Raw genomic sequence first — 13,102 nt, forward strand, 5'->3', positions numbered from 1 at the left:
TTTTCAAATCGCCCGCCGGCGTCGGATGCCGCGGTTGCCCGCGCGAAGACGGATGAGCTAACCTCCGCGCATGTCGTGGCATCTTCGAGTGCGGTGATGATCGGCCGTTGGACGAGGGGCACTCTGGTTGCGATCGGCCTCGGCGTGCTGCCTGCGCCTTGTATCGCGCAGGATGAGCTCGATCGCGCGCCGGCGAGCATGGCTCTGCAGGTGACGACCGATCCCTCCACCATCGTGTGTCGCCGGCTGGACACGGTCAGTTTAGCCTCGCTGGTGTTCCTGCCGCTGCGCCGGACCTTCAGCGAGGATTTTGACGAGCATCCGCTGTCGAACGGACGCTGGATCCCGCATTATGCCGGCGGCGCGGCCTGGCCGGAGGCACGCTATTGGGGCGGCGACGGCTCCGACTTCAAGCGCAAGACCAGCGCCAATGGCGAGCAGCAGATCTACGTCGATCCGCGCTATGCCGGCCGCGCGGCCGCGCCGCTCGGGCTCGATCCGTTCAGGGTGAAGGACGGCGTGCTGTCGATCATCGCCAGCCGAACGCCGCCGGAATTGAAACAGCTGCTGTTCAACAACGAGTACATCTCGGGCATCCTGACGACCCAGGGCACGTTCGCCCAGAAGCACGGCTATTTCGAAATTCGCGCCAAGGTGCCGGTCGGCCACGCAGTGTGGCCGGCGTTCTGGATGCTGGCGGACGACGGCGGCTGGCCGCCGGAGGTCGATGTGCTGGAAGGCCGCGGCGAACGGCCGGGAGATCTGGTGATGACGACCCATTGGCGGATCCCTTCGACCCAGAAGATCCAGTCCTGCGGCTTCGATTTCGCGGTCGGCGACGCCTCGAGCGTATTCCACAATTACGGTGTGTTGTGGCAGGAGGATCGACTGGTCTATTTCATCGACCGCAGGCCGGTCTCCGACATCAAGGTGCCGATCGGCTTCGACGATCCCATGTACATGATCGTCAATCTCGCGATCGGGTCGAAGTTTTTTCCGGGCGTCAGTCAGGTCGATGCCGAATCGCCAGCGAGCGTCGCATTCGAGATCGACCGGATTTCCGTCTATCAGATCGATCTGGAGCTGGCACGGAGATAACGATGTCAGCCGATGTCTCGCGGCGCCGTTTTGCCAAGCTCACGGGCCTCGCCGCGCTGGGCGTAGCAGCAGGTGCCGGGGCCGCGGAGAATGAAAAGTCCGCTTCGACCGACCGCCACCTGCCGGCGCCGCTCCCGAAGGATTTTCTGTGGGGCACGGCGACCTCGTCCTACCAGATCGAAGGCGCGGTCGATGAGGACGGTCGCGGCAAGTCGATCTGGGATATTTTCAGCCACACGCCCGGCAAGATCGAGGACGGCTCGACCGGCGACCGCGCCAACGAGCACTATCACCGCTACAAGGAGGACGTCGCGCTGATCAAGGCGCTCGGCGTCAAGGCCTACCGTTTCTCGATCGCATGGCCGCGCGTGTTTCCGGAAGGTTTTGGCCAGCCCAATCCTGAGGGCCTCGACTTCTACGACCGCCTCGTCGACGAACTGCTCGCGAACGGCATCGAGCCTTACGCGACGCTCTACCATTGGGACTTGCCGCAGGCACTCCAGGACCGCGTCGGGGGCTGGTCGTCGAGCGACACGTCGAAGGCTTTTGCTGACTACGCTGCGCATGTCGCCGCTCGCCTGACCGATCGCGTGAAGAACGTCTTCACCGTGAACGAGGTCGGGCGTTTCGTGAATTTCGGCTATGGCTGGGGCATCGATGCGCCCGGTCTCAAGCTGCCGACCGCGCAGCTCAACCAGGCGCGCCATCACGTCGCCTTGGCGCACGGGCTTGCCGTGCAGGCGATCCGCGCCGCGGGCCGCGTCGGCACCCGCGTCGGCCCGGCCGAGAACATCGCCGCCTGTGTGCCGGCGATTCCGACGCCGGAAAACATCCGCGCCGCCGAGATCGCGACGCGCGAGCTCAACGCCGGCTTCCTCGGCGTGGTGCTGGAGGGCAAATACACCGAGGGCTTTTTGGCCTATGCCGGCGCGGACGCGCCGAAATTCACCGCCGAGGAATTGAAGATCATCGGCGCGCCGAACGATTTCGTCGGCCTCAACATCTACGCGCCGCAATATTACGTCACGGCTTCCGACCGCGCGCCCGGCTTCCACGTGCTGCCGTTCCCCACCTCGTTCCCGCACATGAATTCGGATTGGCTGCGGGTCGGCCCGGAAGTGATCTACTGGGCGCCGCGCCTTGCGGCAAAGATCTGGAACATCGAGAATATCTACATCAGCGAGAACGGCACCTCGTCCGAGGACAAGATCTCTGCCGACGGCCAGGTCTACGACCTCGACCGCATCATGTTCCTGCGCAATTACCTGTCCCAGATGCAGCGCGCGACCGCCGAGGGCGTGCCGATCCGCGGCTACTTCCTCTGGAGCCTGATGGACAATTTCGAATGGATCTTCGGCTACGGCAAGCGCTTCGGCCTGTACCGGGTCGATTTCGAGACCCAGGCAAGGGTGCCGAAGCTGAGCGCGGCGTTCTATCGCGACGTGGTGGCACGGAACGCGATCGGGGGGTGAGACCACACCCTACGGATCCAGCTCCGTATCCCAGTACAGATAGTCCAGCCAACTATCATGCAGATAGTTCGGCGGGAACAGGCGGCCGTTGCGGTGGAGCTGGTGCACGGTCGGGGCGAAGGCATGCTGGCGCGGAAACATTTTTGCCTGCACCGGCGTGAGATTGCCCTTGCGCAGGTTACACGGCGAGCATGCCGCGACCACGTTCTCCCAGGTGGTCTGGCCGCCCTTGCTGCGCGGGATGATGTGATCGAAGGTCAGGTCTTCGGGCGAGCCGCAATATTGGCAGGCGAAACGGTCGCGCAGGAAGACGTTGAACCGGGTGAAGGCCGGATGGGTGGTCGGCTTGACGAAGGATTTGAGCGAGACGACGCTCGGCAGCTGCATTTGCAGCGTGGGGCTATGAACCGCCTGATCGTAATGTGCGACGATGTTGACGCGATCGAGGAACACTGCCTTGATCGCGTCCTGCCACGACCAAAGAGACAGCGGGTAGTAACTCAGCGGCCGGAAGTCCGCATTCAGCACCAACACCGGCCAACTGCCTTGCGAGACATGTGCGTTCAAGTAACGCTCCCGGCCTCCAATATACGCTGCGAAGCAGCATGTACTGACATACTACATGCAGCGTGACGGGATTGTGAAGCCCGCTGAGCGACTTATTCAAGTGCAAGCAATGCGGCGCCGGGGTGGCGAAGGTGCTCAAAAAGCCGCGATTTGGGGAGGTACGCGGCTGGTGCGGAACTGCCGTGACCAGCGCGTCGTGGTCTGCCGCGGCAGCTACTCCCGTACCCGCTCCAGCTTCTGCAAGCACCGGGTCGCGCGCACTGCGGCCGGCATCTCCTCATCGGGAAAGCTGGTGTCCCAGTTGGTGACGCCGACCTCGCCGACATAGATGTCGCCCCTGGAATCCAGCGCGATGCCGTGGGGCGCCAGGAACTTTCCGCTCGCAGCACCCGGCCCTTCCTCGCCGCCGAGGCGCGCGATGCGCTTGCCCTTGGCGTCCACGATCGACAGCCGCGGCCCGAGCTTGGGCACCTTGCGGTTGATGGCAAGGCCCGGGCCGAGCTCGCCGATCACGAAGGTCGGGCTCCTGGCCCCGCCGCAACGGCACAGCGCGCAGGGCCGATGCAAATTGTTCCACTGCGTCTCGTATTTGCCCTCGCCATTGAACACCTGGACGCGGTGGTTCTCGCGGTCGGCGACATAGACCCAGCCATCTGCATCGGTGGCAATATTGTGCACGATGTTGAACTGGCCGGGATCGGTGCCGGGCTCGCCCCAGCTCTTGAGCAGCTTGCCGTCCGGCGTGAATTTGTGCACGCGCGCATTGCCATAGCCGTCGGAGACGTAGATCTCGCCCTTCGGCGACAGCGCGGTGTGGGTGCAGCGGTGGAAGGGCTCGCCGCTCATGAACGGCGCCGGCTTCTCGGGGATGCCGATCGTCAGCAGCACCTTGCCGTCCGTGGTGCATTTGCGCACGGTGTGGTCGCCGTCATCGGTGCAGTAGAGATTGTCGTCGGCGTCGATGTGAAGGCCGTGCGCGCGCGAGAACAGCCCTTCGCCCCAGCTGCGCAGGAAATTGCCCTCGCGGTCGAGCACCACCATCGGGTGGGCACCGCGGTTGAAGACGTAGACACGATCCTTGCTGTCGACCGCGACCGCGGCGACGTCGGTGAGCTGCCAGCCTTCGGGCAGTTTCGCGAAATTGTCGACGACGCGGTAGCGGTGCTCGCCGCTGCCGAGAATGGCTGGCATGAATCTGTCCTCCTGTCATTCCGGGGCACGCGAAGCGTGAGCCCCGGACTCCATTGTGCTGCATATTCCGCGGATAGATGGATTCTCAGATGCTCAATTGCGCATCATAGTTCGCGTTGACGCGCGCCCCGGAATGACGATTGTCGTTATGCCCGTCCCAAAATCCCTTCCTCGATCGCTTTGATCTGGAGCGCGAGGTATTTCGAGTTGATCCGGCACTGCGCGAGGCTGCCGGCGATGAACCAGAGCCCCGGCTGCCTGGTGCGCGCATACATGTTGCGCAGCTCAAGACCGTCGCCAAAGCCCCAGATCGGGCCGACGCGGTCGGCGATGGCCTCGCCAAACAGCTTTCGCACCAGATATTCCTGCGGCTTGTAGCCGGTGGAGAGCACGATGAGATCGGCGGGAAGCAGCGTGCCGTCCTTCATCCGCGCCCCCTCGGGTACAAAGCCCTCGATGTCGGCAAACTGCCTGAGCTTGATCGCGCCCTCGACGATCAGGTTGGAGCAGCCGACGTTGAAATAATAGCCGCCGCCGCGGGTGAGGTATTTGAACTGCCAGCCGGTGCCGGCCTCGCCGAAGTCGAGCTTGAAGCCAACGCGCGAGAGGCCGTCGAGCAGCTCCTTGTCGAGCTGCTTCGACTGCTCCGTCAGCATCACATGCGTCTTCTTCGCCAGCGGCGTCGGCATCGAGGCCGCGATCAGGTCGTTGTCCTCGAGCGTGCCTTCGTTGTAGGTGGCATAAGCGAGCTGCGCCGACGGTTCGATATTGGTGACCAGCGTGGCTGCGCGCTGCACCAGCGTCACCTCGGCGCCGCTGGAATACAGATCCTGCGCGATGTCGTGGCCGCTGTTGCCGGTGCCGATGACGATCGCGCGCTTGCCTGTCCAGGTCTCGCCGTCCTCATAGCGGCTGGAATGCAGCAGCGTTCCCTTGAAATTGTCGAGGGTCGGAATGTCTGGAATATTGGCGATGCCGCTGACGCCGGTCGCCATGATCACGTGGCGCGGATGCATGGTGCGCCTGCTGCCGTCGGCACGGCGCAGCGTGACGGTCCAGTGGCCCTCGACCTCATCATAGGCGCCGCTTTCGAACTCGGTGCCGGCCCAGAAGTTCAGCTCCATCGCATCGACGTAAGCCTCGAACCAGTTGGCGAGCTTGTCCTTGGGGATATAGACCGGCCAGTTCGGCGGAAACGGCATGTAGGGGAGGTGATTGACCTGCACCTGGTTGTGCAGGGTGAGCGCATGATAGCGCTTGCGCCAATTGTCGCCGATCCGCATCTCGCGATCGACGATCAGCGCGTCGACCTTCAACTGCTTCAGCCGGGCTGCTATCGCGAGCCCGGCTTGGCCGCCGCCGACCACCAGCACGGCCGGATCGCGATCGGCATAGTCGCGCGAGGCGCTGCGCAAATCCAGCCAGTTCGGCCTGCGGAAATCGCGGGAATAGGCCTGGCCGCGCGGTCGCGACGTGCCGAGCTGCTCCTCGAATCCCTTGAGCTCGTCGAGCGCGGTGAGCAGCGTCCAGGCCTTCAGGCGGTCGCCGTCGGTCTTGTCGGGAATGAGCCGCAGGATGCCGCTGCCACGGCCGGTCGCGGTTTCGAACGTGAAGATCGCTTCGATGGTGTTGGTGCCGGCACGCGTCACCCAGCGCGGCGGCGCGCGGTTCGGCGCGATTCTGAAGCTGGTCGGTGCCGCCTCGGGCGCGAGCGCGGCCAGCGCTTGCGCAATCATCTCGCGGCCGGCGATCGTTTGCAGGTTCCAGCTCAGCGCCAGCACGTCGCGCCAGAAGCTGTCGGCGAGGAGGAGGCGGTCCAGCGTGGCGGGATCGGGCCTGCCCAGCGCGCGCTCGAATTCATCGAGCCAGGCCTGGGCGCAGGCGGATAGATCCTTGGTCTTGTCGAGCATGCGCGACCTCTTGGCCGTCTTTCGCGGCGTTTCCTCTGAGATCGGACGCTATACGGTTTCCTTGCCCGCCAAAAGCTGCGGACCCGAGCGAGGCAGACATGCAGCCCTGCTCGGGTGGAATATGGCCTGGTATTCCGCTCGCACGGACGCCGGCCGGAGAAGGTTTAAGCGCCGCCCGGACCCCGGCCGGTCCAATAGGGATCGCGCAGCTTGCGTTTGAAGATCTTTCCGGTCGCCTCCCGGGGCAGCGCATCCAGGAACCGGATCTCCTTCGGCACCTTGAAGTTCGCCAGCCGCTCGCGCAGAAAAGCCTGCACTGCGGCGGCGGAGAGCTGGTCGCCGGTGTCGGGCTCGATGCAGGCACATAGCCGCTCGCCATATTCCGGGTCGGGAATGCCGAACACGGCGCAATCGCGCACTCCGGGCATGCCGATCAGCGCGTTCTCGATCTCGGCGGGATAGATGTTGACGCCGCCTGATATCACCATGTCGCGCTTGCGGTCGCACAGAAACAGATAGCCGTCCTCGTCGAGATAGCCGACGTCGCCGACGCTGACGAGGCCGTCGCGCCCCGCCTCGGCGCGCGCCTGCGCCTTGCCGTGATAATCGAAATCGGGCACCGCCGTCTGGCGCATGTAGATTTCGCCGACCTCGTTGGCGTTGCACGCGCTGCCGTCGTCGCGGAAGATACTGACGATGCCGCCTTCGATGGCGCGGCCGACGGTGCCGGGCTTCTTCAGCGCCTCCTCGGCAGAGTGCCACACCGGGATCCCGGTCTCGGTCGAGCCGAAATACTCGTTGATGACCGGCCCCCACCAATCGATCATCGCCTTCTTCACCTCGGGCGGGCAGGGCGCAGCCCCGTGCACGACGAAGCGCAGCGACGACAGGTCGTAGCGCCGCCTGACCGTCTCGGGGAGCCGCAGCAGCCGCACGAACATCGTCGGAACCATGTGGATGTGCGTCACGCGGTGACGCTCGATCAGTGCCAGCAGCTCCTCCGCATCGAACCGCGGCTGGAGGACGATGGTGCAGCCGTTGCGGAACGCCATCATGCCGTAGGAATGCGGCGCCGAGTGATACATCGGCCCGTTGATCAGCACGATTTGGTTGTCCCGCGGCTTGATGCCATAGGCGATCGCGCCGACACGTTCGGAAGCGGCCGCCTGCTCGGGCTGCATCGGCATGCGCCGCACGCCCTTCGGCATCCCGGTCGTGCCCGAGGTGTAGATCATTGCCGCGGCCCGGCGCGGCGGTTCCTGGGTTTCGGTATGGCCCTCGCGCCAGCGCTCCCAATCGGTCAGTTCGGCCGGGACCGCGGTCAGCTCCGGGGCAATGGCGAAGGTCGCCGCCAGCTCGGGTGGCGTCGCGACGACGAGAAGGCGGACATCCGGCGCCACGCCGTCACGAATCTGCGGCAGCAGGTCGGCGTGGCAGACCAGGATCTTCGCGCCGCTGTCGGTCAGGATGTAGCGGACCTCCTCGGCCTTGAGATGCCAGTTGATCGGCACCACCGGGCTGCCGAGGGCGGCGGAGGCCGCAACCACCTCGAACAGGGCGAAGTCGTTGCGCAGCATCATCGCAACCGGCGCGGCCTCGGCAAGGCCCAGGGCGCGAAACCCGCTTGCCGCCCGCCTGATGCGTGACTGGATCTCGTCATAGCTGATCCGGCGCTCGCCGCTGATGATCATGGCGTGTCCTTGTCCCGCACGAGCCTAGCGATCGTCCAGCACGTCGCCGAAGCCGACCCAGCTCTTGCCGTTGAAGCGGCGGAGCTGAAGCTGCTGGAACGGCAGATAATCGTCGGCACCGGTCGTAACCGAGATTCCCGGCAGCAGCAGCGGCAGCTTCACCTCCTTCAGCGAGGCCGCCTGGCGCATGATGTTGTCGCGGCTGACGTCTTCCTTGCACGCCCTCAGCACCGTCATCAGCAGCGTCGCATAGTGGTAGCCGGCCGCGTAGTTGGAGTTGGAAAGGTCGGCGTTTGGCAGGTATTGCTTCATGAAGGCAAAATACTCCTTCACGCCGGGATCGTCGGCCCATTGCGGGTCCATCGTGTCCTTCTGGTTGCTCGACGAGATCAGGCCGACCGCGTTGTCGAGCCCGGCCGGCTCCAGGAACGAAATCGACGAAGCCGAGGTCGGCACGAAGAACAGTTCGGGCTTCCAGCCGATCTCGGCCACGCCCTTGACCATCTGCGAGGTGAATTTTCCGAGTACGACGCCGAACAGCACGTTGGCGCCCGAGGCCTTCAGGGTCGAGAGCTGCGAGCTGATCGTCGGCGCGCTGGTCTCGTAGGTCTGTTCGGCGATGATCATGCCGGCCGCCTTGGCCCCGAGGGCGCGCTTGAAGCCTGCGACATAGTCGCGACCGAAATCGTCGTTCTGTGCCAGGATCGCGATCCTGGCGTCGGGCTTGGTCTGCAAGATGTATTTGGCATAGACCACGCCCTCGGATTCGTAGGCCGCCATCCCCGGCATCGTCCACGGATTCTTCTGCGGCTCGGCCCATTTGGTGGCGCCCGAGAGCACGAACAGCTGCGGCACCTTCTTGGCGTTGAGATAACGCTGCACCGCGCTGTTGGTAGCGGTGCCGAGCGAGCCGAACATCATCAGCACCTCGTCCTGCTCGACCAGCTTGCGGGTCTGCTCGACCGTCTTCGGCGGCGAATAGGCGTCGTCCAGCGTGATGAACTTGACCTTGCGGCCGTTGATGCCGCCATCGGCATTGATCTTGTCGAAGAACGCTTCCTGCGTCCGCCCGATCGCGCCGAAGCCGGAGGCCGGGCCGCTATAGGGCAGGGTCTGCCCGATGCGGATCTCGGCGCTGCCTTCGGCGCGGGCGCTGCCGGCGCCGAGCGTCAGCAACGACATGCCGATCAATGCGGCTGCGAGCTTCATGGTGTCCTCCCGTTTTTTTCTTGTAGTCCGAGACGTCAGGCGCTGGCGCGGAGCAGGAAATCCTGCCGGGCCTGATCGAACTCCGCCTTCATCCGGTCGACCAGGTCGGCGACGGCAGGCGCATCGGTGATCTGGCCGATGCCCTGGCCCGAACCCCAGATGTCGCGCCACGCCTTTGATTTCGTGTTGCCGCCTGAGCCGAAATTCATCTTCGTCTTGTCGGCCATCGGCAGATTGTCCGGATCTAACCCCGCGGCGGCGATGGAGGGGCCGAGATAGTTGCCGTGCACGCCGGTAAAGAGGTTGGTGTAGACGATGTCGTGCGCGGCATGCTGCGTCAGCGCGGACTTGTAGGCTTCGTCGGCGTTGGCTTCCCTGGTCGCGATGAAACGCGTGCCCATATAAGCGAGGTCGGCGCCAAGCGTCAGCGCGGAGGCGATGCCGAAGCCGTCGCTGATCGCGCCCGACAGCAGGATCGTGCCCTTGAACCATTGCTTGACCTCGCGCACCAGCGCGAAGGGCGAGAGCGTTCCGGCATGCCCGCCGGCGCCCGCGCAGACCAGGATCAGGCCGTCGACGCCGTGCTCGGCCGCTTTCCGCGCATGCTTGACGTTGATGACGTCGTGGAACACCAGCCCGCCATAGGAATGCGCGGCCTCGACGATCTCCGCCGGCGGCCGCAGCGAGGTGATGATGATGGGGACGCGATGTTTCACGCAGGTCTCCATGTCCTTCATCAGGCGGTCGTTGGAGGCGTGGCAGATCTGGTTGACCGCGTAGGGCGCGACCTTTTTGCCCGGATTGAGCGATTTGTATTGCCCGAGCTCGTCCTCGATGCGGCTCAACCACGCGTCCAGCTTCTCGACCGGACGGGCGTTGAGCGCCGGAAACGAGCCGACGACGCCCGCCTTGCACTGGGCGATCACCAGCTCCGGTCCGGAGACGATGAAGAGCGGCGAGCCCACCACCGGCAGCGCGAGCGAATCCTTCAAGAGAGCGGGCAGCGCCATCATGTCCTCCCTGAAAACGCGGCCCCGCCGGCGGGCGGATGACGAGGCGTTTCCGTGTTGATTGTCGCGCGGGCGATTGCCGCCCGTGTCGCGGATTTGAACCCACTATAAGGTTGGACGGCGCCCTCCGGTCGTTCAATAATGAACGGATAGCCTTTCAGATATGAACGGGGGGAGCCGATTGGACTGGGATCTCTGCAAGACCTTCGTCGCGGTCGCCGATACCGGAAGCTTCACCGCGGCCGCCCGCCGGCTGCACACCAGCCATCCGACCGTCAGTCGCAAGATCGCGGCGCTGGAAGCCCAGCTCGGCACCAGGTTGCTGGCGCGCGCCGCCGACGGCCTGGCACTGACCGCGGATGGACGGACATTGCGCGAGCACGCCGAGGCCATGGCGGCGGCGGCGCTGCGGGCCGAGACCGCGGTCGCGGCCGGGGGACATAAGGCGCGCGGCATCGTCAAGCTTTCGATCGGCGCGACGCTGGCCTCGCATTGGCTGATGCCGCGCCTGCCCGCCTTCCTGCGTGCGCATGACCATGTCCAGCTCGAGATCATCACCCACCCGTTTCCGGCGAGCGTGCGCCGGCGTGAGGCGGACGTGGTGCTGCGGCCTTTCGACAGCGGCGAGGAAAACCTGGTCGGCCGCAAGATCGGCCGCCTTGGCACCGGGTTCTATGCCTCGCGCGATTATGCCGCGGGGCGGTCCTTGCCTGAACGGCGCGGCGAGTGGAAGGAGCATAGCGTCGTCGGCTTCGCCGACCAGGCGTCGAATGCACAGCTTGCGCGCTGGAGCGACGTCGTCACCCGGCAGGCCAGGGTGGTGATGCGCTGCTCTTCGCAGGGGGACATGCTGGCCGCGGTCCGCGCCGGGATTGGCATCTCGGCGCTCTCCTGCTTCGTCGCAGAAAGCTATCCCGACCTCGTACGCGTCGCCCCGCAAAAGCTCGCCAGCGTGGCGGACCTGTGGCTGCTGGCCCATCCCGACCTCGTCGAGCTTCCGGCGGTGCGTGCTGTCGTGGATTTCGTCGCCGAATGCGCCCGGGCCGACCGCGCGAGGCTGCGGGGCTAAAGCATGATCCGGGAAAGTGCGCAGCGGTTTTCCGAAAAGCGCGATGACGTTTCATCCTAATCGCGTCGCGCTTTAGCCCGAGCCGGCGAGCACGCCCTCGCGCTTCTTCACCGCGCGATAATAGCTCCACCACAGATGCGCCGCCGCGCCGCGCAGCGGACGCCAGGGCTCGGCGAGCGGCGCCATCTGCTTCTCCGTCGGCCGCGCCTGAAGGCCGAGGCCGACCTTGATGGCCTCCTGCACGGCGAGATCGCCGGCGGGCCAGGCATCGCCATGGCCGAGGCAGAACAGGAGGTAGACGTCCGCGGTCCAGGGGCCGATGCCGGGCAGCGCGATCAGCGTGTGATGCGCGGCGTCGGCATCCTCCTCGGCGAGCACGTCGAGGTTCAGTCGCTGCGCGCCGATCTCGCGGGCGAGATGCTTCAGCGTCTTGATCTTGGCAGCCGACAGGCCGAGCCGCCCGAGCCGGTCAGTGCGGGCCCGGCGCACCGCGTCGTGGTCGAACGGATCGAAGGCGGCCGACAACCGTCCCCAGATTGCCGCCGCGCTCGCGGTCGAGAGTTGCTGGCCGCAGACGATGTGGGCAAGGCCCGCAAAACCCGGCTCGCGCCGCCGCAGCGCCGGCATGCCCGCGATCTCGAACACGGGTTTGAGGCGCGGGTCACGCTTGATCAGCGCGTGGACGGCCTCTTCGAGATCGGACTGGGATTCGAGATGGATGGTCATTGCAGTTTGGCAAACTCTTTCGGACGTCATGTGGCCGGGCTTGACCCGCTTATCTATTATCCTACTCCGTCATTCCGGGGCGATGCGAAGTCGAACCCGGAATCTCGAGATTCCGGGTTCGGTCCTGCGGACCGCCCCGGAATGACAGCCGAGGCGGTCAAGCCCGGCCATGACGAGTTCTTTCTCATGACACCACCCGTTTTCCGATTCGCTCCGAGCCCGAACGGCTACCTCCATCTTGGCCACGCCTATTCGGCGCTGCTGAATTTCGACCGCGCGCGCGAGTCGGGCGGCCGGCTGTTGCTGCGGATCGAGGACATCGACACGACGCGCTGCCGGCCGGAATTCGAGGCGGCGGTCTACGAGGATCTGGCCTGGCTCGGAATTGATTGGGAGACACCGGTGCGGCGACAGTCGGAGCATCTCGCCGATTATCGTGCCGCGCTGGACAAGCTGTCGGCGCTTGGGCTCGTCTATCCCGCCTTCGAAAGCCGCGCCGAGATCGCAAAGCTCGTTTCCGCGCGCGAGGCGGATGGCCCGTGGCCGCGTGATCCCGACGGCGCGCCGCTTTATCCCGGCGAGTCCAAATCGCTGCCTGCTGACGCGCGGGCGCGCCTGATCGACAGCGGCGCGCCCTACGCGCTGCGGCTCGACATGGCGGTCGCCTGTCGGCGCGTCGGCGGCCTGACCTGGAATGAGCTGGGCGAGGGGCCCGATGGCGAGCACGGCACCGTCCCGGCGCGGCCCGAGGCCTGGGGTGACGTTATCCTGGCGCGCAAGGAGACACCGACCAGCTACCACCTGTCCGTCGTCGTCGACGATGCGCTTCAGGGCGTCAGCGAGATCGTGCGCGGCCAGGACTTGTTTCACGCCACCGCCGTCCACCGCCTGCTCCAGGTCCTGCTCAGCCTGCCCGAACCCGCCTACCGTCATCACCGGCTGATTTGCGACAGCGAGGGGCAGAAGCTGTCGAAATCGAGCGGCTCGACCGGTCTTCACGCCTTGCGTGCGGCCGGCATCACGCCTGCCGGCATCCGTCGGCTGGTGGGATTAGGTTAAGTTTCTCTGGGGGTTAGCGAAACGCCGCCGTGACTCCGGGGGTTCCGCCGTGCCATGCTTGGCCGACAGCCCGGGGTTCGAAGGGGACACTTCGAAGGGG

Annotated in this window: 11 protein-coding genes; 4 read left to right on the forward strand and 7 right to left on the reverse strand. The window is 65.4% G+C overall.

Annotated elements, in window-relative coordinates:
* Positions 1-96: 96 nt before the first annotated feature.
* Positions 97-1,098, forward strand: a complete 1,002-nt coding sequence (locus XH81_RS22565) for a glycoside hydrolase family 16 protein (protein ID WP_028139909.1) — start codon at positions 97-99, stop codon at positions 1,096-1,098.
* A gap of 2 nt (positions 1,099-1,100) precedes the next feature.
* Positions 1,101-2,570 (forward strand): GH1 family beta-glucosidase, encoded by a 1,470-nt coding sequence (locus XH81_RS22570; RefSeq protein WP_028139910.1) that lies wholly within the window; start codon positions 1,101-1,103, stop codon positions 2,568-2,570.
* A 9-nt stretch (positions 2,571-2,579) separates the two neighbouring features.
* On the opposite strand, the gene XH81_RS22575 is transcribed toward XH81_RS22570, so the two are convergent.
* From XH81_RS22575 to XH81_RS22600, 6 genes are all read right to left on the reverse strand, one after another.
* Positions 2,580-3,137, reverse strand: a complete 558-nt coding sequence (locus tag XH81_RS22575) for an HNH endonuclease (RefSeq protein WP_018316280.1) — start codon at positions 3,135-3,137, stop codon at positions 2,580-2,582.
* A gap of 213 nt (positions 3,138-3,350) precedes the next feature.
* On the reverse strand, positions 3,351-4,328 hold the full coding sequence (locus XH81_RS22580) for a peptidyl-alpha-hydroxyglycine alpha-amidating lyase family protein (RefSeq protein WP_028139911.1): 978 nt from the start codon (positions 4,326-4,328) through the stop codon (positions 3,351-3,353).
* A 146-nt stretch (positions 4,329-4,474) separates the two neighbouring features.
* Positions 4,475-6,238 (reverse strand): flavin-containing monooxygenase, encoded by a 1,764-nt coding sequence (locus XH81_RS22585; RefSeq protein ID WP_271596363.1) that lies wholly within the window; start codon positions 6,236-6,238, stop codon positions 4,475-4,477.
* A 164-nt stretch (positions 6,239-6,402) separates the two neighbouring features.
* Positions 6,403-7,929, reverse strand: coding sequence for an acyl-CoA synthetase (locus tag XH81_RS22590; protein WP_028139913.1), 1,527 nt, complete (start codon positions 7,927-7,929; stop codon positions 6,403-6,405).
* A gap of 24 nt (positions 7,930-7,953) precedes the next feature.
* Entirely contained in the window at positions 7,954-9,138 is a 1,185-nt protein-coding gene (locus XH81_RS22595) for an ABC transporter substrate-binding protein (RefSeq protein ID WP_028139914.1), read from the reverse strand.
* A 35-nt stretch (positions 9,139-9,173) separates the two neighbouring features.
* Entirely contained in the window at positions 9,174-10,148 is a 975-nt protein-coding gene (locus tag XH81_RS22600; protein WP_028139915.1) for an NAD(P)H-dependent flavin oxidoreductase, read from the reverse strand.
* 181 nt (positions 10,149-10,329) lie between these two features.
* Between XH81_RS22600 and XH81_RS22605 the strand changes: the two genes are divergently transcribed.
* Positions 10,330-11,217: a LysR family transcriptional regulator gene (locus XH81_RS22605; RefSeq protein ID WP_028139916.1), complete on the forward strand. Its 888-nt coding sequence runs from the start codon at positions 10,330-10,332 to the stop codon at positions 11,215-11,217.
* Positions 11,218-11,289: 72 nt separating this feature from the next.
* On the opposite strand, the gene XH81_RS22610 is transcribed toward XH81_RS22605, so the two are convergent.
* On the reverse strand, positions 11,290-11,943 hold the full coding sequence (locus tag XH81_RS22610; protein WP_028139917.1) for a DNA-3-methyladenine glycosylase family protein: 654 nt from the start codon (positions 11,941-11,943) through the stop codon (positions 11,290-11,292).
* 186 nt (positions 11,944-12,129) lie between these two features.
* Here XH81_RS22610 and gluQRS point away from each other — a divergent pair, with 186 nt between their 5' ends.
* The gene (gene gluQRS / locus XH81_RS22615) at positions 12,130-13,002 is read left to right on the forward strand and encodes a tRNA glutamyl-Q(34) synthetase GluQRS (RefSeq protein WP_028139918.1); all 873 of its coding nucleotides are present in this window, start codon (positions 12,130-12,132) and stop codon (positions 13,000-13,002) included.
* The last annotated feature ends 100 nt before the right edge of the window (positions 13,003-13,102 follow it).

This window comes from Bradyrhizobium sp. CCBAU 25360 (assembly GCF_028128695.1).
Classification (GTDB): Bacteria; Pseudomonadota; Alphaproteobacteria; order Rhizobiales; family Xanthobacteraceae; genus Bradyrhizobium; species Bradyrhizobium ottawaense.

What these genes read in the sequence shown, in the direction of transcription:
- XH81_RS22565 (WP_028139909.1), top strand. Translation starts at nt 97, where the DNA reads ATGATCGGCCGTTGGACGAGGGGCACTCTGGTTGCGATCGGCCTCGGC.
- XH81_RS22570 (WP_028139910.1), top strand. Translation starts at nt 1,101, where the DNA reads ATGTCAGCCGATGTCTCGCGGCGCCGTTTTGCCAAGCTCACGGGCCTC.
- XH81_RS22580 (WP_028139911.1), bottom strand. Translation starts at nt 4,328, where the DNA reads ATGCCAGCCATTCTCGGCAGCGGCGAGCACCGCTACCGCGTCGTCGAC.
- XH81_RS22585 (WP_271596363.1), bottom strand. Translation starts at nt 6,238, where the DNA reads ATGCTCGACAAGACCAAGGATCTATCCGCCTGCGCCCAGGCCTGGCTC.
- XH81_RS22590 (WP_028139913.1), bottom strand. Translation starts at nt 7,929, where the DNA reads ATGATCATCAGCGGCGAGCGCCGGATCAGCTATGACGAGATCCAGTCA.
- XH81_RS22595 (WP_028139914.1), bottom strand. Translation starts at nt 9,138, where the DNA reads ATGAAGCTCGCAGCCGCATTGATCGGCATGTCGTTGCTGACGCTCGGC.
- XH81_RS22600 (WP_028139915.1), bottom strand. Translation starts at nt 10,148, where the DNA reads ATGGCGCTGCCCGCTCTCTTGAAGGATTCGCTCGCGCTGCCGGTGGTG.
- XH81_RS22610 (WP_028139917.1), bottom strand. Translation starts at nt 11,943, where the DNA reads ATGACCATCCATCTCGAATCCCAGTCCGATCTCGAAGAGGCCGTCCAC.
- gluQRS (WP_028139918.1), top strand. Translation starts at nt 12,130, where the DNA reads ATGACACCACCCGTTTTCCGATTCGCTCCGAGCCCGAACGGCTACCTC.